Raw genomic sequence first — 22730 nt, 5'->3', positions numbered from 1 at the left:
ACCCTTGTTGAGCGCAATGTATTAATGAAATTGTTTAATTGTCTTTATTAGAGCATTATTTTGAAACGTATTCGGTGACATCTAAGCCAAAACCAGACAATGAATGGTATTGTTTAGGCGAACTTAACAAGCGCATGGTGCTCACACCTACGCTTGAGAGAATTTGTGAACCAACACCGACTCGGCGTGACGTGCCTTGCCATTGCGCAGCTACGGGTGACACGCCATTATCTTCGGCTTCAAACGACTTCACTTTCGCCAATAATTCACTGGTATGTTCTTGATTACCCAATATAACCAATACCCCACCTTCATCAGCAATTCTTGCCATAGCTTTTTCCAGTGGCCAACTGCGTTTTTGATCTCGCTCTGAGTGTAAAATATCATTAAACGTATTTTGCAAATGTACACGCACAAGCGTATTAGTGGTAACTTCACCTTTGATTAATGCGTAATGTAATTGGTTGTCAATGGTGTCACGAAAGGTCACCATTTCAAAATCGCCAAAGCGAGTAGGCAGTTTACAACTTGCTTCACGAACAACGGTGGTTTCTTTGTTGTTACGGTATTCAATTAAATCAGCAATGGTGCCCATTTTAATATCATGTTTTTGACTAAACACTTCTAAATCAGGGCAGCGCGCCATCGTGCCGTCTTCATTTAAAATTTCCACAATCACCCCTGAAGCTTCAAAGCCTGCTAGGCGAGCTAAATCACAACCAGCTTCAGTATGGCCGGCGCGGATTAACACCCCACCTTCTTGTGCCATTAGTGGGAAAATATGCCCTGGTTGAACTAAATCAACAGGTTTGGCATCTCTAGCAACGGCGGCTTGTACTGTCATCGCTCTATCGTGAGCAGAAATTCCCGTTGTTACTCCTTCAGCAGCTTCAATAGACACGGTGAAGTTAGTGGTAAATTGGGCGTTATTATTAGTCACCATTAATGGCAAGTTTAATTGTTTACAACGCGCTTGAGTCAAGGTTTGGCATATTAAGCCACGGCCATATGTCGCCATAAAATTAATCGCAGCAGGTGTGACGCATTCAGCGGCCATAATCAGGTCGCCTTCATTTTCCCTATCTTCGTCATCCATCAAAATAACCATTTTACCTTGACGAATATCTTCAATGATTTCTTCTATGCTGTGTAATGCCATAATGGGGCCTTTTGCTCGTCGTTTAATGAGGGTTGTTGTTTTTATTGTTATCGAAAAACTATCACGCTTTAACGTATCATTGTCTAACCGCGCTAATCAGAATATTTATTCCCCATGTTTCGTTCGTATAGGGAGGGTAAATCTATCGTAGAAATCCCGATTGTGCGAGTAACGCCATCGTGACACCGCTGGGTTTCGACTCTTGTGCACTTGGGTCCATTAATCGCTCTAGATATCGGGCGACCAAATCAACTTCTATATTCACTTTATCGCCATTTTTCAGGCTGGTTAAGGTCGTTTCTGATGCCGTATGCGGCACAATCGTTAATCTAAATTGTTGTTGATTAACTTCATTAACCGTTAAGCTTACGCCATCTATGGTAATCGAGCCTTTATGCGCAATGTATCTTGCAAGTGCTATTGGCGCTGTAAGCCAGAACTCAATGGCTTGCCCGCGCATTTCTCGCTTATCTACCGTTGCAACACCATCAACATGGCCACTAACCATATGACCGCCAAGACGGGTATTAGCAGTAACGGCTTTTTCAAGATTCACTTTTTGACCTGCTTGGTAATCAGCAAAACCTGTTAAAGCAACCGTTTCAGCAGAAACATCTGCTACGTAACCATGACTTAAACATTCTACAACGGTTAAACACACCCCGTTAGTTGCAATACTGTCGCCGAGCTTTACATCTGATAAATCTAACTTACCGCTGTCTACGGTTAAGCGAATATCGTCACTTTGGCGCTCTATTTTGGTTAATGTACCAAGGGCTTCGATGATCCCTGTAAACATATCAACTCACTTTATTTATTAACTAAAAAAACGGGGCGCAGCTTATTGAGTCGCTGCAATGTGTATGGTGTAACGCGTATCTTTACCGACTTTTCGCTCATCGACTAACTGGCTATTAGGCAATGAATCCATGATTGAGTAATCAGGTAATTTAAGCATATTTCGCGCTTCGCTGCCCAGTATCTTAGGTGCTTGATACAGGATAAGCTCATCAGCTAACCCTTGTTCTAACACACTGCCGCAAAGCGTTGCCCCCGCTTCAACTAACACACTATTACACTGCTGACCTAAATGTATCAAAACAGCATTGAGGTTAATGCGTCCGCTATCATTCAAATCCGTTGTGAAATATGAAACATGCGCTGGCATTTGGGCTTTTATCACATCGGAATATGGCGTATGACTGACTAATAGTATTGGGCTTTGAACCGCAAAAATTTGAAAATTAGGTGTAAGTTTCGCGTGCGTATCTAACACGACGCGCAAAGGTTGATGCACCTCTTTCTCAGTCAAGGCTTGTTGTAACGAACCAAGCTGTGAGTAACGCACATTTAAACTTGGGTCATCCATTTCAACCGTATTCACGCCAGTAATAAGTGCACAACTTTGTGCCCGTAAGCGCTGCACGTCTTGACGAGCTTGGGGAGTGGTAATCCATTTTGAAACACCATTTGCCAATGCTGTTTTGCCATCTAAACTAGCGGCCACTTTCAGCGTAACCCAAGGTAAACCTTGTTTCATTCGCTTCATAAAACCGCGATTAATTTTATAAGCTTGTTGCTCATACAAGCCAACATCTACCTCAATGCCAGCATGTCGCAGCATATTAATGCCTCTACCTGCCACTTGAGGATTAGGGTCGAGTACAGCAACTACTACACGGGAAACATTGGCATTAATTAAACCTTCTGCGCAAGGTGGCGTGCGGCCATAATGACTACAAGGTTCTAGTGTGACATAAGCCGTCGCACCTTTAGCACTAATTCCACGCTCAGCGAGATCCTTTAAGGCATTCGCTTCAGCATGCCCTTGTCCTGCTACTCGATGATATCCCTGAGATAATATTGTTTTCCCAAGAGTAATGACACAGCCAACACAAGGATTAGGTCTGGTGGTATAACGCCCACGCTCAGCTAGTTGCAGTGCAAGCGTCATCATTTGTGAATCAAATTTAGACCAATTTGACATGGATATTCCCAGCATAAGTTAGGCGCTTAACAAACCTAGCCTAACAATTTAAATAATGAAGCGACTTAGATTATTTTTGTAACTTAGCAATAGCTTCACCAAATTGCGACACATCTTCAAATGCGCGGTAGACAGAAGCAAAACGAATATAAGCCACTTTATCCATCGCCATCAGTTGCTCCATCATAAAGTTGCCAATCATTTCTGATTTCACTTCTCGTTCGCCAGTAGCCCGTAATAACGATTTGATTTTACTTAAAGCTTGTTCAATTTCATCCATTGAAACGGGTCGTTTTTCTACCGCTCTGAGCATGCCACCGCGTAGTTTTTCTTCATCAAACGGTTGACGAGTTCCATCTTGTTTTATCACTCGAGGCATCACTAATTCTGCACCTTCAAATGTGGTAAAACGTTCATGACACTCCATACATTCACGACGGCGACGAACTTGGTGTCCATCTGCGACAAGTCGAGAATCAATTACTTTGGTATCGGTCGCGCTACAAAAAGGGCAATGCATTGTGCCTCCGCAAAAACAAATGGCCGCTATTATTAGCGGCCATTAAAGTTTATCTCATTTATTAGAATAGGTTAACCCATAGAGCCAAAAACCTATTGCTAACACATGTTATGCATAAACTGGGAACTTAGCACAAAGCGCAAGCACGTCCGTTTTAACGCGGTCAATCACTTGTTGATTTTCAGCGTCATCTAGAATGTCACAAATCCAAGATGTTAATAACTCACACTCCGCTTCTTTAAAGCCGCGACGCGTGATTGCTGGCGAGCCAATTCGAATTCCTGAAGTCACAAAAGGCGAACGAGGATCATTTGGTACAGAGTTTTTATTGACTGTAATGTTAGCACTACCAAGTGCTGCGTCAGCCTCTTTACCCGTTAAATCGCGGCCGATAAGGTCAACTAACATTAAGTGGTTTTCTGTACCGCCAGACACAATTTTATAACCACGCTCTAAAAATACTTTCACCATCGCTTTTGCATTAACAACAACTTGTTGTTGATACACTTTAAATTCTGGCTCTAATGCTTCTTTAAATGCCACGGCTTTACCCGCAATCACGTGCATTAGAGGGCCACCTTGGCCACCTGGGAATACTGCTGAATTAAGCTTTTTATACAGAGCTTCATCGTCTGCTGCTGAAATGATAATACCGCCACGAGGGCCTGCAAGAGTTTTATGGGTTGTCGACGTAACAACATGTGCATGCGGCACAGGTGATGGGTAAACACCAGCAGCAATAAGGCCTGCAACATGCGCCATATCAACAAAGAAGTAAGCCCCAATTTTATCAGCAATTTCACGCATTCTAGCCCAGTCAACAATACCTGAGTACGCAGAAAAACCACCAATCATCATTTTAGGCTTATGCTCTACAGCTAAACGCTCCATTTCGTCATAATCAATTTTACCTGACTCATCAATGCCGTAAGGAATGATGTTGTATAACTTACCAGAGAAGTTAACTGGAGAACCGTGTGTTAAATGGCCGCCATGAGCCAAGTTCATACCTAAAACAGTATCACCTGGTTGAAGCAACGCCATAAATACCGCACTATTTGCTTGCGAACCTGAGTGAGGCTGAACGTTTGCATAAGTTGCACCAAATAAGGTTTTAACACGCTCAATAGCAAGTGTTTCAACTGTGTCGACATATTCACAACCGCCGTAATAGCGCTTACCAGGATAACCTTCAGCATATTTATTGGTCAGTTGTGAGCCTTGTGCTTCCATCACGCGTGGACTGGTATAGTTTTCAGACGCAATTAACTCGATATGTTCTTCTTGGCGACAAGTCTCGTCTTCAATAGCTTTGAGTAACTGGGGATCGTAATCGGCAATGTTCATCGCTTTGTTCAGCATAGTGACTCCAACACAGGTTCTTATAGTAAGGTAGCGCGTAATTCTACTACCCAAAGCTATTGATTTACAGTTTAATTAACATGAAATTCACTGTGTTCTTATTACAAAACGATTCATGTTATTACTACAAGAACACACCATAATTACACCGCGATAAATTCCCATGATTTACCACATTTGCTCAGGTTAATAGTTGAGTTAAGCCACTGTTCGCGTAAAATTAGGCCATCATAATTGAAAGGAAGATCAGATCTTATGGCGCAATTCGTTTATAGCATGCTTAGAGTTGGAAAAATTGTTCCGCCGAAAAAGCAAATCCTCAAAGACATTTCATTAAGCTTTTTTCCTGGTGCAAAAATTGGGGTGTTAGGACTAAATGGTTCGGGTAAATCAACCCTACTTAAAATTATGGCAGGTTTAGACACCGAAATCGAAGGTGAAGCACGCCCAATGCCGGGGCTTAAAATTGGTTATTTACCACAAGAACCCAAACTAGATGAGTCTCAAACTGTCCGTCAAGCCATTGAAGAAGCCGTTAGCGAAGCCAAAAATGCCTTAACGCGCTTAGATGAAGTGTACATGTTATATGCTGAACCTGACGCTGACTTTGATGCATTAGCAAAAGAGCAAGGTGAATTAGAAGCGATTATCCAAGCCACTGATGCCCATAACTTAGAAACCGTCTTAGATAGAGCTGCAAACGCATTGCGCTTACCCGATTGGGACGAAAAAATTGCTGTACTATCAGGTGGTGAACGCCGCCGAGTCGCATTATGTCGTTTATTGCTCGAAAAACCTGAAATGCTGCTTCTAGATGAACCAACCAACCATTTAGATGCTGAATCAGTTGCATGGCTTGAACATTTCTTACAAGAATATAGCGGCACAGTGGTTGCAATTACCCATGACCGTTATTTTCTTGATAACGCTGCAGGTTGGATTCTTGAACTGGACCGTGGTGAAGGTATCCCATGGGAAGGAAACTACTCTTCTTGGTTAGAACAAAAAGATAACCGCCTAAAACAAGAAGCCGCCACAGAAAGCGCCAAACAAAAAACCATCGCTAAAGAATTAGAATGGGTAAGACAAGGCAGTAAAGGCCGCCAGTCAAAAGGCAAAGCTCGAATGGCTCGCTTTGAAGAGCTAAACACCAATGATTATCAAAAACGCAATGAAACTAATGAGCTCTTCATTCCACCGGGGCCACGCTTAGGTGACAAAGTGATTGAGGTCAACAACCTCACTAAATCCTATGGCGACCGCGTATTAATTGAAGACTTATCGTTTACTGTCCCTAAAGGTGCAATTGTCGGTATTATTGGTGCCAACGGCGCGGGTAAATCCACCCTATTTAAAATGATCAGTGGTGATGAGCAACCCGATTCAGGCTCTATTGAAGTCGGCGAGTCAGTCAAAATAGCTTCAGTTGACCAATTCCGTGACGAAATGGACGATAGTAAAACAGTTTGGCAAGAGATTTCAGATGGCCAAGATATTATGCGTATCAACAACACTGAAATTCCAAGTCGCGCTTACGTTGGTCGTTTTAACTTCCGCGGCGGCGATCAACAAAAAATCATTGGTTCGCTATCAGGTGGTGAACGTAACCGTGTCCATCTAGCAAAATTATTACAAGCGGGTGGTAACGTATTATTACTCGATGAACCTACCAATGATTTAGACGTAGAAACCTTACGAGCATTAGAAGAAGCGCTACTTGAGTTCCCAGGTTGTGCAATGGTTATTTCCCATGACCGTTGGTTCCTCGACCGTATCGCAACCCATATCCTTGATTATCGTGATGAAGGTAAAGTGAACTTCTATGAAGGTAACTACACTGAATACTCTACATGGATGAAACAAACTTATGGTTCAGATGTTGTAGAGCCACATCGATTAAAATATAAGCGCATGATTAAATAGCATTAATTAAAATAATAAAGAGGCCACTACGGCCTCTTTATTATTTATACACACTTATAACATTAAATATCACCTATCGGTTATTAAACCAACAAAACACCCCATATAACAACCACATTGATTGTAGTTAATTAAATAAACAAATATTTTAATCGCTTAAATAACAACCACTTTAGCGTCAAATTATTTTCTCGACCTGCGTCAATAATTTGTTATTTAATTGCCCTTATTTTATACAATCTGTTTGTAAAGCCAAAACAACTTAAGTATCATGCGCTTTTGATGGATTAATATACCCTTAACTGTGTAATTTCAGCCCACAAGTTAAGCGGTAACGGTTCCAACCTGCAAAGAAATTCAATGGAGAAATCAGTGAGATACGGTTTAATCCCCCTCGCCTTATTGTGCTTATATGCAAGTAACTCATTTGCTGCACTAGAAGTGATCACTAGTTCAGAAGAAAACACCCTAAGTGAGATAGAAAGCCAATATGACATAGACCCGATGCTCATTGCGGTTAACGATAAGTTCTCTCGCCATAACAAAAAAGCTTATGATATTGAAGAGTTGCAAGATTCTATTGCCTCTGAAAAAGACCATTACCAAAGCTTGCTAAGCCAGTTACAGGCAAAAATTCTATCGCAATCAACAATGGCACCTTTTTATCACCAAGTTGAAACCGTGGTAAAAAACATTGATTCGCTTGAGAAGCGCTCACAGACAGAAACAGCGGCCTTAAAAAAGGAGATCATGGATATTCACTCAGAATATGATGCGATTAACCAACAGCGGGCCGATAAAAGTCAAAAGCTATTTAAACTTAAAACCAGTATCACCGACCGCTTAATTGCCGACCTGTCAAAACCATCAAGTCAATTACCCATTACAATTGATGGTTCAACTGAGTGTTCTAAATATCAGTCTATCAGCGATTGTTTAAAAGAATCAAAAAACTTTATTTTGACCAACACTCGCAATGATTCCCCTTTTTTAAACAATAAATCAGTTTTATTGTCTTACGAGGTTGTGGATGCCAGCATGAACATGCACGGTAATTTACACTATAAGGTGGCGATGAATTTCAAGCCGTCATATAACAAAAAAATCGATGCTATATTGGCTGAAAAGCTGGGGTTAAAATCAGCCATGATCACTTTAGTCAGTAATGTTGCCGCAGACTGGTATATTAACGGCACTAAAATTGGCACGGGGAAAAAGTTATTCCACGAAATCCCATTAGGCAAACATGGTATTTTGGCCTCTTATCAATCAAAAGATAAGTCAAGTGTAGAAACGATTGAGGGTAATGGTGTATTTAACTATAACTTTAATGTTCCTGTCGCCTCAAAAAACAGCGTTGAGTTATTGCCTGAAACGACAAAAAACACCAACAAAACCAGCAGTTCAACAGCAATAAAGCCTAAAGCAAAGTACACGTTGTTTTCAGACCAAACCTCAACAAAAACCACTCAAGCTGTCAATAAAACAAAAAATAACAGTGGTTATGAATACTTTATGGGTGTAAAACCTGAGACCAAAAAGCAGCAAGTTCAATTTAGCCATAAACCCGCTACAAATTGAGCTTTAGCCACTGCTTAAATGAACAAAGCCATGTAATATTACATGGCTTTGTTGCTTCTAATCACCGTGTCGTCCTTAGGATTAACCATGAATACACTTGCTGTTTTTGTTGATGTACAAAATATCTACTACACCTGTAGGCAGGCTTACGGTAAAAGCTTTAATTACCGCCAGTTACTGAAAAACTTACAACAAAAATACACTATAAGCAGTATTACCGCCTACGCCATAGCACCTAAAGATGACGGCCAAACTAAATTTCAAGATGCCTTAAAACACATGGGCTTCAACGTTAAAACAAAACCATATATACAGCGTAGCGACGGCAGTGCCAAAGGTGACTGGGACGTTGGTATCACTATCGACATTCTTGAATTAGCACCTGATGTTGATGCTATTTTATTATTATCAGGCGATGGGGATTTTGATTTATTAATGCAAAAAATTAATCAAAAAACGCACTGCGAAACCCATGTGCTGAGTGTCATTGATTTAACGGCTAAATCGTTAATTGACAGCTGCCACCAGCATCAAGCGATTGACTCATCATTGCTTTTTTAAACGTGATGTTCTCAACAACTGACCTGTATTAAACCGTGCATTTTACAGCATCCCAATTGCATCTGTAACTTAGCATATCTATCCTATAATCAGGTCTTACCTAGATTAAACGCTGTAAATTTACTATTTTGAGCACCCATTTTTATGACTGCAACACTTAGCAAAACATTTCATTTCCCAGTGCAAATTTATTATGAAGACACCGACTTTTCAGGCGTGGTTTATCATCCTAACTTTTTAAAGTATTTTGAACGCGCAAGAGAACATGTCATTGGTGCTAATGTGCTTAATCAGCTGTGGCAGCATCAACAGCTTGGCTTTGCGGTTTATCGTACTGATATGCTCTGTCATGACGGTGTGGAGTTCGCTGATATTATCGATGTACGAACTCAATTCTATTTTGAAAGTAAATATCGTACAGTTTGGAAACAAGAAATTTGGCGTCCAAATGCCAGCAAGCCAGCTGTTACCGCCACCATTGAAATGGTATGTATGAATAAAAAGCGTCAATTAGCCCCAATGCCTATTGATTTAATTAATACCTTGCAGCAACAAGCTTGAAATAATGCTGATAGATAATTTAGTTGATAAATAGCTGTGTGAAAGAAAGTAACGGGAGAGATGAAAAGATAAAGGATATCAGTTGGTAGCTTGATAGCTCTAATTAACAGCACCAAGTATCAAAGCTGAAACGATTGTGCTTATTTAACTCACTTGCTTAGCACTGGCAAACGGATATTTGATATCGCAATGGGTTGGTGTTGATAGTGATAACACATGTTGGCTTTCAACTTCATCGGGTAACAATGGCTTGGCTATATATAACCCTTGTAAATAATCAACCTGATGCCCTTGTAAATAATCTGCCACTTTTTGTGTTTCAATGCCCTCAACAGTCACTGACAAACCTAATTGATGCGTCAACTTAATTGTCGTTTTAACAATTTGTTTGGCAATATCATCTTGATCAAAATCGCTAATAAATGCCCTATCTACTTTCACTTCATCAACCGGCAAATGACGTAAATAGGCTAATGATGATTGCCCTGTACCAAAGTCATCAATGGCTAAACTCACCCCGAGTTCCCGCAATAAATTTAATACCCGAATAGACTTAGATAAAGACGCCATCATCGCGCTTTCAGTCACTTCGATGACTAATTTATTAGGATTAACTTGATAATGTTCAAGCGTTGCTCGAATAACGCTAATAAGTTGTGGGTTTTCAAGGTCTGAAGCCGACAAGTTTATTGCTACTTTTATATCAATCCCTTTGGCTTGCCACGTTGCCACTTGGGCAATCACTCGCTCAATAACCCACAAGCTTAATGGTTTCATCATGCCACACCGCTCGGCTAAATGAATAAACTCGTTTGGGTAAATAATCCCAAGTTGAGGATGTTGCCAACGCAATAACGCTTCTAACTGATCAATGGCCCCTTTTTGACAATTAAACTTAGGTTGATAAACCATAAAGAAATCATTATTAGCAACCGCTTTAGCTAAGCCATTGCTTAAGGTTAATTGACGATGATGTTGGCAGTCTTCACCCTCTTCATAATGAGAAAAACCATGATGCAAACGTTTGGCTTTTTGTAATGCCAAATCAAGCCGGCGCAAGGTCATACTCATATCGGTTTGATGCGCTGAAAGATCTAACACCCCGGCCCGCATCGTTAATTCAATTGTTTGTTCATATAATCGATACGGATATTCAACAGTGGTCATGATATCTTGAATATTGTTATCGTTAATTTTGCTATGAAAGTACAACAAAAATTCGTTACCATTCATACGCGCAATCAGGTTTGGTTTAAGGTTAAGTTGGGTTAATCGATTAGCTAACAACATTAAGATATTGTCGCCAACATTAAATCCCCATAAATCATTAATAAACCGAAATTTTCGAATATCAATCAGCATTAATGTGCCCACATTTAGTGGCAACCTTTCAGATAACGCCCGCTTTATACCCACTCGATTAATTAACCCTGTGAGTTTATCCCGCTCAAGCGTGGCTTGTTCTGACAAATGATATTGCTTAATTAAGGCGACTAGCGGCTGAAGTAGACGGGGAATAGGCGGTAAGATTAATGATTGATGAGGCGTATCAAAATTGGCGCATAAATAACGCAAAAGGCGCGTTTGCTTATAAATATATCCGACGCAAACAGCCAACAAAAACACCAATAAACACAATAAGATTATCGTTGAATATTGCACAAAAAAGGCAAAAAATGATGTCAGCAAATTCCCCCTCCTTGTGCACTTTCAATTAAGCTATGATGGCAAGTATAGCTTTATTCATAACTTTGTTTAATTGAATGATAAGTATCTAAAAATTCTTCACTAGCCAGGTCTTCTGGCGTGACAGGCAGACCACGTTCAGCAAGTACAGATAAGCGATCTTCTAAGTCACCACCAGCACGTAACTCCCCGGTGTAAAAAGCTGCGCTGCGAATAAAGTCTAAGTATGTCACCTGATCAGATACATAATGTAAATCAGCCCAGCGCTCTACAACCTCGGTGACTTCAGGAGCAAAATCCCAGCTCTTTAAAACGGCTCTACCAATTGGGCTTTGCATTTTTCTCACTAAGCCGCGTAATTGATCAATACTGGTAAACATCTCTGGATGAGTCTCTGCTTCAGAAAGCACTGGAAGCGCACCAATATTATGTATTAACCCTGCTAAAGTTAGGGTTTCTCTGTCAAGCTTTTGCATTGGGTTGCGCTTGTTATACATTTCCAAAATCGCCGAAGCCGCTGCGGTCACTTCAATTGACGTTTTCCACACTTCATCCATGACTTCCCACACCATTTCATTGGTTGAAATGAACAACTGCTCCATAGCAACAGAAGTGGTAATGGATTTAATTTGCACTAAGCCAATTCGATTAACTGCAGCGCTAATGTTTTCAGCCTTTGCTCCACGGCAATACAACACACTATTTGCCACTTTAATAATACGAGCCGAAATTGCTGCGTCTTGACCAATGACATCACCCACTTGTTTTAAACTTGTATTAGGGCTAGCCACCACTTCTTGAACACGCATTGCAACCTCAGGTAATGTCGGCAATACCAGTGCATCATTTTTAAGCTTCTTTAATAATCCGACTAATAACTGATGCTCAGTAGACATATAAGTCTTCCACGATTAACAATATGAATCGTCGATTATATACTATTTGTTTTAATGTCAGCATCATCTGAAATAGATAAATTGATTAAAATTTATTACATTCAAGTAAATACGACTTTAGTTACCTCCCTTTACACCTTCATTGACAATTTAAGTTGTTACACTCAGTCCGATAATCGCTGTTGATATTTGCATCTACTACTATCCTTACAGTAAAATCTCGCTCCCGCTATCAGCGATTTTCCAGTCAATTGAGAGAAGTTATGTTTAAACCCGAGTTATTGTCCCCTGCTGGCACTTTAAAAAATATGCGTTATGCCTTTGCTTACGGTGCAGACGCGGTTTATGCGGGCCAACCCCGTTACAGTCTTCGCGTTAGAAATAACGACTTTAAAATGGAAAATCTAGCGACAGGCATAAACGAAGCGCACGCCTTAGGCAAAAAATTATATGTGGTCAGTAATATTGCACCGCATAATGCCAAGCTAAAGACCTACATTCGCGATATGGCGCCCGTTGTTGACATGAAACCAGACGCGTTAATCATGTCAGATCCTGGGCTGATTATGATGGTTCGTGAAGCCTTTCCTGACCAAGTTGTGCATTTGTCGGTACAAGCTAACGCCATTAACTGGGCTTCGGTTAAGTTTTGGCAGCAACAAGGCATTAAACGAGTCATTTTATCTCGTGAATTATCGCTAGATGAAATAGAAGAGATTCGCCAACAATGTCCAGATATTGAACTTGAAGTATTTGTTCACGGCGCATTGTGTATGGCTTACTCAGGCCGCTGCCTATTATCTGGCTACATTAATAAACGCGATCCAAACCAAGGCACTTGCACCAACGCTTGCCGTTGGAAGTATGATGTCCATGAAGCCAAAGAAACCATGGAAGGCGACATTATTGCCGTTAATCCACAAGGTATTGTTGACCAACACGGTGTGCAAATTGAGTCACCAACAACCCTAGGTGCAGGTAAACCCTCTGATGAAATCGTATTGCTACAAGAGCCGGGTCGTCCAGGTGAGTACATGCCTGCATTTGAAGATGAACACGGCACTTACATTATGAATTCAAAAGATTTACGTGCTATTCAACATGTTGACCGACTCACTAAAATGGGCGTTGATTCATTAAAAATTGAAGGGCGTACAAAATCATTTTATTACGTTGCGCGCACGGCCCAGCTTTACCGCCAAGCTATTGAGGACGCGGCATCAGGTAAAGACTTTGACCGCACATTAATGCACAACCTAGAAGGGCTAGCACACCGAGGTTACACTGAAGGCTTCTTACGTCGCCATGTGCATGATGAATACCAGAACTACGAATACGGCTACTCAATCAGCGATACCCAGCAATTTGTTGGTGAATTTACCGGAAAACGTAACGAGGCAGGTTTAGTTGAGATTGATGTTAAAAATAAGTTTAGCGTCGGTGATAGCGTTGAGGTAATGACCCCGCAAGGCAATATCAACTTGACCATTGAAAAATTGATTAATCGCAAAGGCGAATCAGTTGAGGCAGGGTTAGGTTCAGGGCATTTTGTTTTTCTTGATATTCCAAAAGATATCGAAGTAGAAAAGGCCATATTAATGCGCAATTTACCGCAAGGGCAAGATACTCGTAATCCACACCAAGAAGCAAAAGCTTAGGTCGTTACCATGGCATTAATTATCGACGATAGCTGTATTAATTGCGACATGTGTGAGCCAGAGTGTCCCAACTCAGCCATTAGCATGGGTGAAGAAATCTATGAAATTGAACCAGACTTATGTACTGAGTGTGTCGGCCATTACGACAAACCAACTTGTATATCTGTTTGCCCAATAGATTGTATTGACCCAGACCCAGCTCATAAAGAGTCACAAGATGAGCTATTAGTTAAATACGCCATCCTTACTGGTAAAGTATAAAGACAACGCCTTGATAATACCATCAAGGCGTTTTTTTATGCTCGCAAGCCTTTATTCTCACAAACATATTTTGTCATTAAACTCTTTCTCGTCACTCACTTTTATACCAAACGCCCTGTCGTTTGTCATTTATGGACGAATAACAAATCCTTCATATTTACGCTTTAGCGGTGTTTTTAACCCATTTGCTTTTGCAACGTTTGAATGGTTATCGCAAGCTTTTCAATAGCGACCTGCACCGGTTTTGGCAAACCATCTAACTCAATACCTAATAATAGATTTTTCACTTCCAATCCTAACTCTGTATCACCTTCAATCAGCAATTTTCGTTGGAAAAACAACGTATCAGGGTCTTCTTTACCCGCAGCTACCAGCACTAATTCAGGCACATTAGCGGTAAAGACCACATCAGGCTGAACCATGGTGCTGATTTGCAGTTTACCTGCCCGTATCGACACATCAAAACTAAGCTTGATGTCATCGACAATAATCCCCACATGCTTGTTTTCAAGGAAAGCTAACTCTTGCATTTTAATTTGTTCAGCCAGTAATAAATTCAGCAACTGGCTGAGTAGCTCAAACTTTAATTTATCTGGCACCAACGCCAAAGTTTGGCGACTTATCTTAGGCGTCACACTAAAAATATTTTGCGCCAATTTTTCTGAGAATTTTTGAGCCATAATGGTTCCGTTGTAACAATAAGTTAAGTTTCCACTATTTTACTGTTAATTTATCTGTACAAACATGTCTTAAATCAATTCATTGACAGCCATTCACTCTTACACTCCTGTTCTACATAACAATAAGAGCAAAAAATATGGAACTACTTTGCCCTGCTGGCAACCTGGCATCGATGAAAGCGGCATTTAATGCGGGTGCTGACGCGGTCTATCTTGGTTTAAAAAATGACACCAACGCCCGTTCTTTTGCGGGATTAAACTTTAATAGTGCACAATTAAAGCAAGCTAAAAAATTAGCCCAACAACAAAAACGTAAACTATTTCTAACCTTAAACACCTTTCCAAAACCCGGTGAGGAATCTAGATGGTTTGAGGCTGTTGATATTGCTGCCGACTTAGGACTCGACGCCCTCATTGTCGCCGACGTATCCTTATTAGAATATGCCAGTACCCGTCATCCTCATTTACCGCTGCATTTATCGGTACAAGCAAGCGCGACCAATCTCGCGGCATTATCTTTTTATAAACAAAGCTTCGATATTGAGCGCGCAGTATTACCAAGGGTGCTATCGATCAAACAAGTTAAAGACTTAGCCAAAGTCAGCCCCGTCGACTTAGAAGTGTTTGCTTTTGGAAGCCTGTGTATTATGGCTGAGGGACGATGTCACTTATCATCATATGTCACAGGGCAATCACCTAATACTGGCGGCTCTTGCTCACCAGCAAAACATGTTCGCTGGCAAGATGATGGCAATGATAAGCTGACGCGTCTTAACGATGTGCTACTTGAGCGTTCATCTCAAGAGCAACAACTGGGTTACCCTGTTGTTTGTAAAGGGCGCTACATAAGCGAAACCAACAACACACCAGAATACCTACTGGAATCACCAACCAGTTTAAATACCTTAAGTTTATTGCCTGAACTGGCTAAAGCCGGGGTTTGTTCTTTAAAGATAGAAGGCCGACAACGCAGCCCAGCTTATGTAGGCCAAGTCGCCAGTGTGTGGCGTCAAGCCATTGATACTTACCAAGCAAATCCTCAAGCCTTTGTAGAATCGCAACACTGGAATGAAGCCCTAGCAAAAGTATCTGAAGGGCAAATCACCACACTAGGTGCTTACGCCCGTCAATGGCAATAATCTAACAAGGAATCGATAAATGAAAATTAGCTTAGCGCCATTGCATTATTGTTGGTCGAAACAGGACGTGATGCAGTTTTATGAAAAAGTAGCCACAACCAATATTGACACCATTTACCTTGGCGAAACCGTATGCAGTCGTCGTAGAGAATTAAAACTGGCAGATTATATCAACATTGCCAAAATGCTCACTGCAGCAGATAAGCAGGTTGTCTTATCAACCATGGCTCTGATTGAAGCGCAATCAGAATTAACGGAGTTAAAACGCTATATAGATAACGGTGAATGGTTAATTGAAGCCAATGACATTGGCGCTGTGCAATTAGCGCATCAAGCCAACTTGCCATTTGTGTGCGGCCCAACCATTAATAACTATAACCGTGCATCATTAGATTTTTTACATAAAAAAGGCATGATGCGCTTTGTCATGCCTTATGAATTATCAAAAGCTTGGTTAGAAAAAGTCATCACTGCAAAGCCTGCCTATGAAGTTGAAGTGTTTGGTTTTGGTCATATACCGCTGGCCCATTCAGCTCGTTGCTTTACCGCCAAGCATTTAAATCTACACAAAGATAACTGTCAAACTATTTGCCAACAATACCCAAAAGGATTGTTAGTGCAAACACAAGAGAATCAACCGCTATTGCGTTTAAATGGCATTCAAACACAATCTGCCGCATGCATTAACTTAAGCGCAAACCTGCATGAAATGCAGCAAATGGGCATTGATTATTGGCGCTTATCTGCGCGTAGTATTGATGATTTAACCATTGCTGATGCATTAGCAAACAACCTAAACCAACAAACCTTATCAACAAGTTCAGTCATACCATCAATTAAACAAATTCAAGACTGTAATGGTTATTGGTATGGAGAAGCAGGTATGAAGCAACATCAACCACACGCCTAAAGACCAAAGGTTCATCTGCAAAACGATTGAAGTGTAAATATTCACGCGCCACACAATACACTAGAGGTTAATGTAGAGATAGGCTGTAGGGTTGAGTGGGTGGGAGCACTCAGTAACAGCCCATTATATTATGTGCTGCGCTCTTCGCTGCAATCTAGTTCATCAAGCAGCTATTGAATGTATAAGGGGGCAAAGAAAAATGTTTGAGCTAAGGTTGAATGCTTTGAGCTCAAGGTTGAATCGTAAACGTGATGTTTTGCTTTGAGTCAAACCTTGAACCTAAGATGCCACTGATTGCTCAGCTGACTGATGAGGTTGAGTATATAACATCATTAACGCTAGCCCCATCTGCAAAATCAAGCACAGCCAAAATCCCCAAGCTTGCCACCACATTGAAGGACGAGGTGAAACTGACGTCATTCGCTCTGCCACCACAAAAAAATTAACTAGCGGCTCACCTTGTGACCATTCCATATATTGTGGAATAACCAACAAACAACCGTGAATGACTAATAATCCAACGGCAATAATCCGGCCCATCACTTTTACTTTAATCGATAAGTTGCCACTGACAAGAATAAAACAGCCGGCAACAAACACCCCTAAAGTAACGTACGTTAAAAGCGCATTAATGTGCAGATGGTATACATTCATTGGGAATAACCCCATCGCAGCCAACGACACAAATTGCACAGCAATACATAACCAAAATAAACGCACAGCAAAACCGTTAGACGCTTGCAATGCAAAAACACACCCTAAGCTTGCGGTTAAGCTGCCAAAAAATAACCCCCCATTAAGAATGACCGCGGAAGGTGAACGAGAATAAGTGCCTAGTTGGCTCACACTGTTATAAACGCAGTAAGAAAAGAAATCAGCCAGACTCGTCACTTCCAAGGCAATGGCAATTAACATTCCCATTGTCACGCCAGTCATTCCTAGCATGCCAAATTTAAATGCTAAATTTGAAATTTTGTTCTGCTTAATCATTTTTGCTCACAATGCAATGGAATAAAGAGCCTACCTTGGTTAAGGTAAAGAAAAACCATTGTATATGATGGATTGGTTATTATTCGAGAATTAATCCTAAACATTAGGACTTAACTAAATTCTCATGCCTCACATTCTATAATAGATAAGAGAAAACAAACAACCAAACAACATAAATAAAACACAAACAAAGCAAACGCAAAACAATAACTTAACTTATTGTTTTTAAAATATTTAATCTCATATTAAATCTAATAAAATAACTACTCACTTCTAGTAAATAAGTATTCACAACATGAATAGATTTACTTCATAAACTATTGAAGGTAATCTTCCATCCTTAGTGATTCCATCACAAAAATATCGGTTAAAGCGGTGTCATAGCTGCAAAGATTAAAGGCCTAATACTCGTGACTATAGAAAAACAAAAACACAGTTTGAAAACAATTCTGACGTTTGTCATCCCCTCGCTCATCGGGTTATTACTATTTATGACACCAATCAGTCATAACGATGCCATCACAATCCCAATTGCCGTGTTATCTAAAGGTGTTCAAGCTTATTTTGGTGAGATTATCCCAGCCATTACCACAGCAATAGTGGTGTTAATGGCCCTTATCACTACATTTGTAAAATTAGTGAAACCCGCTTTTATCTTACAAAATCACTTCCTAAATGGTTTATTGAATGTGTCTGCATTTTGGGCTGTGGTACGTCTACTGGGCGCTATTTTTATTGTACTGGTTCAATTTCAAATAGGCCCAGATGCGATTACATCAGGTGATACCGGCGGCTTAGTTCTCAATGACTTGATTCCAGTGCTATTTTCTGTATTTATTTTTGCAGGAATGCTACTACCACTACTACTTAACTTTGGTCTGTTAGAGTTCTTTGGTACTTTATTGACCAAAATTATGCGTCCCGTATTTAATTTACCCGGTCGCAGTGCGATTGACTGTATGGCATCGTGGCTTGGTGATGGCAGTGTTGGTATCTTGATGACCAACAAGCAATACGAAACTAACTTCTACACTCAAAGAGAAGCTGCCGTTATTGGTACCACCTTTTCTGCGGTATCAATTACATTCAGTTTGGTTGTTATTTCACAAGTAAAACTAGAACATCTATTTGTGCCTTTTTATCTAACCGTATGTTTAGCCGGTGTGATTGCCGCTATTATTGTGCCTAAATTACCGCCATTATCACGTAAGAAAGACCGCTATATTAATAACACTGAACGCAAAGGTAATGATGAACTTGTACCTGAAGGGAAAGGCGTTATTGCTTGGGGATGGCACCTTGCTTTAACGCGTGCAGAAAATGCTGGTGGCGTAAAACGCTTATTATCTGAAGGGATTAAAAATGCTGTCGACATGGTTTTCGGCGTTATTCCTGTCGTCATGGCAATTGGTACCGTAGCATTAATGTTAGCTGAACATACACCTATCTTTACCTACCTTGGTATGCCATTCATTCCATTGCTTGAATTACTGCAAATACCAGAAGCTAGCGCGGCATCGCAAACTATCGTCGTTGGCTTTGCAGATATGTTTATACCGTCTATTTTAGCAAGCTCAATCGAGTCAGACCTTACCCGATTTGTCATTGCCGCGCTGTCTGTCACTCAGCTAATTTATATGAGTGAGGTGGGTGCACTATTAATTGGCAGTAAAATTCCAGTCAACTTTCTTGAGTTATTTGTCATCTTCATTTTACGTACCCTAGTGACCTTACCTGTTATTGCATTAATGGCACATATTTTAGTTTAATCCTCGATAAACTAATCACGATAAGAAGGCATGCTTAGCATGCCTTCTCTTTTTGAATGACGCGCATTAATGGTAAAACCCTCTACACTTATTTCAGCAGCATTATTAATACAATTGAAATAGGAACTGACACGATTAAAAACATCCAATCAATAAAAGAAGCTGAAGCACAATTAACCGCATTAAATATCGCGCTTGAAGATAGAGTCAAATCACCAACTCAATAATTACAACTCACACGTGCTGAGCTAATCGATAAAGAAAAAATGGCGGCATTAGGTGGGTTAATGGCAAGTATCACCCATGAAATTAACACTCCTATTGGCATCTGCGTGACAGCCGCGTCCCATTTGTCCCAAAGCGTCAGTTTATTCAATCAAAAATATCAAAATGATGATGTTTCTCATGAAGAGTTTGAAGCATACCAAGATGAAGTGAGCCAATGTACTCGCTTAATGTTAAGTAATTTAACTCGGGCACCGATATTAATCCCAAGCTCTAAAAAAGTATCTGTAGATCAATCTCATGAAGATTTGCGCGACGTTAACCTTAAACTGTATGTCGAAGAAATAATGGTATCCATTAGACCATTAGACCATTACTCTCACGAACTGAATATCATTTCAAATATGACTGTCCTGATAACATTATGCTTTACAGCCACCCCAGTGCTTTTACCAAATCATCAATAATTTAATTAATAACTCCATTACTCATGCTTATAACGAAGGACAAGTCGCTCATTTACGCTTCGATATTACTGCCCATAAAAATGATTTACAGCTAATTTATCAAGATGACGGTAACGGTATGGACACTCTGGTGCAAAAGAAGATTTCGCTCCCTTTTTAACGACTAAACGCGGTAAAGGAGGCAGCGGTTTAGCGATCAATATTGTTTTTAATTTAGTATCACAGCGATTAAATGGGCAAGTAAAATTAGTTTCAACACCGGATAGAGGGGCTAAGTTCATCATTGAGTTACCTCAAAAATTTACAGTAGCAATGAACAATAAATACCCTATTGCACTTTTTTGACGTATTATCATTAACAGATCTTGTTAAATATTAAGGGTAAAACATGGATGAAAGACGAAAGTTTTCACGTATTTTATTTGGTGCAAATGCATACATTGCATTAGCTGAACAAACATGGAAAACCACCATATTAGATCTCAGCTTAAACGGCGCACTTATAAAGCGTCCTAATAATTTTGTTGGTAAGCTCAACACCCTATTAAAACTAGAGTTTGTATTACCAGACTCTGAAGTTCAACTGGTTATTGATGCGATGTTAATCCATAAAACACCAGAACATTTGGGGTTAAAATGTGTGCATATCGATGTTGAGAGCATTAGTCATTTACGACGTATTATTGAACTAAATATCGGTGATGCTGAATTATTAAATCGTGAAATAGAAATGCTCGCGGCGCTAAACGAAACTTAATGCCTCATATGAAGGCCATCCCCCATTATAACTGACTTATATCATTGATCTATTTTATACAATAGCCACACAGCAACACATAAAAAAAGAGACCTAAACTATTATTTTGGTCTCTTTTTTATTTAAGCTTATTAGGTTAAAGCGCTTCTAAGGCTTGCGATAACTTGGTCACACCAACAACCTCCATGCCTTTAGGCGGAACTTTAGGCATATTCGCTTTAGGGACAATTGCGCGTTTAAAACCATGTTTTGCCGCTTCGACTAAACGTTCTTGTCCATTAGGAACAGGCCGGATTTCACCAGACAAGCCCACTTCACCAAAAACAACTAAATCAGGCGATAAAATATCCCCTCTAAAGCTAGACACCATGGCTAATAGCAAGGTTAAATCGGCACTGGTTTCAGAGACTTTTACCCCACCAACTATGTTAACAAATACGTCTTGATCTGACATTTGTAAGCCGCCATGACGATGCATCACAGCCAATAGCATTGCCAATCGATTACTGTCTAACCCAACCGCGACCCGCCGAGGGTTAGCCATAGCAGAGTTATCAACTAATACCTGTAACTCAACCAACAAGGGTCGAGTTCCTTCCCAAACAACCATCACAACAGAACCTGAGCTTGCTTCATCACCGCGTGATAAAAATATAGCGGAAGGGTTTGCAACCTCCTTTAATCCTCGTTCAGTCATCGCAAAAACGCCAAGCTCATTAATCGCACCAAAACGATTTTTATGCGAGCGTAATGTGCGATAACGGCTGTCACTGTCACCTTCAAACATCACCGAACAGTCAATACAATGCTCAAGAACTTTAGGACCGGCGAGACTGCCATCTTTAGTCACATGACCAACCATGATCACCGCTATCCCTTGTTGTTTGGCAAAACGAGTTAAATACGATGCTGACTCACGCACTTGTGATACGCTGCCAGGAGATGATTGAATATCAGCCATATGCATGACTTGAATAGAGTCAATCACCATCACTTTAGGTTGCTCTTTTAACGCAATATCGCAAATGGTTTCCACAGAGGTTTCAGACAGCATCCGTAGCTTTTGCGTTGGCAATGCTAAACGATGTGCCCGCATCGCCACTTGTTGCAGCGATTCTTCACCAGTGATATAAAAGGTGGGCATGTTAAGTGAAAGCTGGCATAACGTTTGTAGAAGCAATGTACTTTTACCTGCCCCCGGATGACCACCAATAAGAATGGCGCTGCCCGGCACAATACCGCCACCTAGCACCCGATCAAACTCAGTAAAACTACTGTTAATACGCGGCATTTCAGCTAAGTCAATTTTATCCAGCGTTTGCACTTCATTGGTAGCTTGACCGGCATAACCTGAAAACTGATGCGTACGGGTGGCACTTGAACTACCGAGTCTCACTTCAGTAATGGTGTTCCATTCTTGGCAAGCTGAACATTGACCTTGCCAACGAGGAAAATCTTGGCCACATTCGTTACAAACATAAGCGGTTTTATTTTTTGCCATAAGTCACTATCTTCAATTAATCTTGGCTGTGATACTATTACTAATTTGATATTATTGAACTAAGATAATTTCATCAAAATCAAGAAAGATACAGCTTAATAAGCCGATAAGACTAACAGTCGCACGCCGATTAATCA

21 protein-coding genes and 1 pseudogene are annotated in these 22730 nt (G+C 40.5%); 12 read left to right on the top strand and 10 right to left on the bottom strand.

Going from position 1 to position 22730, the window contains the following annotated elements; genetic code table 11:
• Nucleotides 1-55: 55 nt before the first annotated feature.
• The 5 genes from ribBA to glyA all read right to left on the bottom strand — a co-directional run bounded on the left by ribBA (nt 56) and on the right by glyA (nt 5028).
• Nucleotides 56-1159, bottom strand: a complete 1104-nt coding sequence (ribBA, locus tag G3R48_RS00685) for a bifunctional 3,4-dihydroxy-2-butanone-4-phosphate synthase/GTP cyclohydrolase II (RefSeq protein WP_153661220.1) — start codon at nt 1157-1159, stop codon at nt 56-58.
• Nucleotides 1160-1301: 142 nt separating this feature from the next.
• Nucleotides 1302-1958: a riboflavin synthase gene (locus G3R48_RS00680; RefSeq protein WP_153661222.1), complete on the bottom strand. Its 657-nt coding sequence runs from the start codon at nt 1956-1958 to the stop codon at nt 1302-1304.
• 42 nt (nt 1959-2000) lie between these two features.
• Nucleotides 2001-3152 (bottom strand): bifunctional diaminohydroxyphosphoribosylaminopyrimidine deaminase/5-amino-6-(5-phosphoribosylamino)uracil reductase RibD, encoded by a 1152-nt coding sequence (ribD, locus tag G3R48_RS00675; protein ID WP_380714131.1) that lies wholly within the window; start codon nt 3150-3152, stop codon nt 2001-2003.
• Between the two features lie 64 nt (nt 3153-3216).
• Nucleotides 3217-3666, bottom strand: coding sequence for a transcriptional regulator NrdR (gene nrdR / locus G3R48_RS00670; RefSeq protein WP_153661226.1), 450 nt, complete (start codon nt 3664-3666; stop codon nt 3217-3219).
• Nucleotides 3667-3774: 108 nt separating this feature from the next.
• The gene (gene glyA, locus G3R48_RS00665) at nt 3775-5028 is read right to left on the bottom strand and encodes a serine hydroxymethyltransferase (RefSeq protein ID WP_153661228.1); all 1254 of its coding nucleotides are present in this window, start codon (nt 5026-5028) and stop codon (nt 3775-3777) included.
• A 255-nt stretch (nt 5029-5283) separates the two neighbouring features.
• Here glyA and ettA point away from each other — a divergent pair, with 255 nt between their 5' ends.
• The 4 genes from ettA to G3R48_RS00645 all read left to right on the top strand — a co-directional run bounded on the left by ettA (nt 5284) and on the right by G3R48_RS00645 (nt 9654).
• Complete coding sequence (gene ettA / locus G3R48_RS00660) at nt 5284-6951, top strand: energy-dependent translational throttle protein EttA (protein WP_153661230.1); 1668 nt, start codon at nt 5284-5286, stop codon at nt 6949-6951.
• A 360-nt stretch (nt 6952-7311) separates the two neighbouring features.
• On the top strand, nt 7312-8532 hold the full coding sequence (locus tag G3R48_RS00655; protein WP_153661232.1) for a hypothetical protein: 1221 nt from the start codon (nt 7312-7314) through the stop codon (nt 8530-8532).
• A gap of 87 nt (nt 8533-8619) precedes the next feature.
• Nucleotides 8620-9093 (top strand): LabA-like NYN domain-containing protein, encoded by a 474-nt coding sequence (locus tag G3R48_RS00650; RefSeq protein WP_153661235.1) that lies wholly within the window; start codon nt 8620-8622, stop codon nt 9091-9093.
• Nucleotides 9094-9237: 144 nt separating this feature from the next.
• Nucleotides 9238-9654 carry a thioesterase family protein gene (locus G3R48_RS00645; RefSeq protein WP_153661237.1) on the top strand — a complete coding sequence of 139 codons (417 nt, stop codon included), beginning with the start codon at nt 9238-9240 and terminating at the stop codon, nt 9652-9654.
• Nucleotides 9655-9798: 144 nt separating this feature from the next.
• On the opposite strand, the gene G3R48_RS00640 is transcribed toward G3R48_RS00645, so the two are convergent.
• Both G3R48_RS00640 and G3R48_RS00635 read right to left on the bottom strand, forming a co-directional pair.
• Nucleotides 9799-11343 carry a putative bifunctional diguanylate cyclase/phosphodiesterase gene (locus G3R48_RS00640; protein ID WP_153661239.1) on the bottom strand — a complete coding sequence of 515 codons (1545 nt, stop codon included), beginning with the start codon at nt 11341-11343 and terminating at the stop codon, nt 9799-9801.
• 50 nt (nt 11344-11393) lie between these two features.
• A complete protein-coding gene (locus tag G3R48_RS00635) occupies nt 11394-12236 on the bottom strand; it encodes an HDOD domain-containing protein (protein ID WP_153661241.1) in 843 nt (280 codons plus the stop codon).
• Between the two features lie 263 nt (nt 12237-12499).
• Here G3R48_RS00635 and trhP point away from each other — a divergent pair, with 263 nt between their 5' ends.
• Both trhP and G3R48_RS00625 read left to right on the top strand, forming a co-directional pair.
• Nucleotides 12500-13894 (top strand): prephenate-dependent tRNA uridine(34) hydroxylase TrhP, encoded by a 1395-nt coding sequence (gene trhP / locus G3R48_RS00630; RefSeq protein WP_153661243.1) that lies wholly within the window; start codon nt 12500-12502, stop codon nt 13892-13894.
• 9 nt (nt 13895-13903) lie between these two features.
• Entirely contained in the window at nt 13904-14155 is a 252-nt protein-coding gene (locus G3R48_RS00625) for a YfhL family 4Fe-4S dicluster ferredoxin (RefSeq protein ID WP_153661245.1), read from the top strand.
• A gap of 176 nt (nt 14156-14331) precedes the next feature.
• On the opposite strand, the gene ubiT is transcribed toward G3R48_RS00625, so the two are convergent.
• Nucleotides 14332-14835, bottom strand: a complete 504-nt coding sequence (ubiT, locus tag G3R48_RS00620) for a ubiquinone anaerobic biosynthesis accessory factor UbiT (protein WP_153661247.1) — start codon at nt 14833-14835, stop codon at nt 14332-14334.
• Between the two features lie 137 nt (nt 14836-14972).
• Here ubiT and ubiU point away from each other — a divergent pair, with 137 nt between their 5' ends.
• Both ubiU and G3R48_RS00610 read left to right on the top strand, forming a co-directional pair.
• Nucleotides 14973-15974: a ubiquinone anaerobic biosynthesis protein UbiU gene (gene ubiU / locus G3R48_RS00615; protein ID WP_153661249.1), complete on the top strand. Its 1002-nt coding sequence runs from the start codon at nt 14973-14975 to the stop codon at nt 15972-15974.
• Nucleotides 15975-15993: 19 nt separating this feature from the next.
• Nucleotides 15994-16884 (top strand): U32 family peptidase, encoded by an 891-nt coding sequence (locus G3R48_RS00610; RefSeq protein ID WP_153661251.1) that lies wholly within the window; start codon nt 15994-15996, stop codon nt 16882-16884.
• A 279-nt stretch (nt 16885-17163) separates the two neighbouring features.
• Here G3R48_RS00610 and G3R48_RS00605 read toward each other — a convergent pair whose 3' ends face one another.
• Nucleotides 17164-17874, bottom strand: a complete 711-nt coding sequence (locus G3R48_RS00605; RefSeq protein ID WP_153661253.1) for a hypothetical protein — start codon at nt 17872-17874, stop codon at nt 17164-17166.
• A 410-nt stretch (nt 17875-18284) separates the two neighbouring features.
• On the opposite strand from G3R48_RS00605, the gene G3R48_RS00600 reads away from it, so the two are divergent.
• The 4 genes and pseudogenes from G3R48_RS00600 to G3R48_RS00580 all read left to right on the top strand — a co-directional run bounded on the left by G3R48_RS00600 (nt 18285) and on the right by G3R48_RS00580 (nt 21092).
• Entirely contained in the window at nt 18285-19643 is a 1359-nt protein-coding gene (locus G3R48_RS00600; protein WP_323741199.1) for a YjiH family protein, read from the top strand.
• 287 nt (nt 19644-19930) lie between these two features.
• On the top strand, nt 19931-20335 hold the full coding sequence (locus tag G3R48_RS00595) for a sensor histidine kinase (protein WP_153661260.1): 405 nt from the start codon (nt 19931-19933) through the stop codon (nt 20333-20335).
• Nucleotides 20325-20680: pseudogene (locus G3R48_RS17400) on the top strand (ATP-binding protein). The gene G3R48_RS00595 and the pseudogene G3R48_RS17400 overlap by 11 nt, the downstream one beginning before the upstream one ends.
• A 43-nt stretch (nt 20681-20723) precedes the next feature.
• Nucleotides 20724-21092, top strand: coding sequence for a PilZ domain-containing protein (locus G3R48_RS00580; protein ID WP_153661262.1), 369 nt, complete (start codon nt 20724-20726; stop codon nt 21090-21092).
• A 136-nt stretch (nt 21093-21228) separates the two neighbouring features.
• On the opposite strand, the gene radA is transcribed toward G3R48_RS00580, so the two are convergent.
• Nucleotides 21229-22593 carry a DNA repair protein RadA gene (gene radA / locus G3R48_RS00575; RefSeq protein WP_153661264.1) on the bottom strand — a complete coding sequence of 455 codons (1365 nt, stop codon included), beginning with the start codon at nt 22591-22593 and terminating at the stop codon, nt 21229-21231.
• Nucleotides 22594-22730 lie beyond the last annotated feature (137 nt).

It is taken from the genome of Shewanella intestini, from assembly GCF_018221465.1.
Lineage (GTDB): Bacteria > Pseudomonadota > Gammaproteobacteria > Enterobacterales > Shewanellaceae > Shewanella > Shewanella intestini.
The sequence above is the reverse complement of the archived record's forward strand: the minus strand, read 5'-3'. Positions and strand labels throughout refer to the sequence as shown.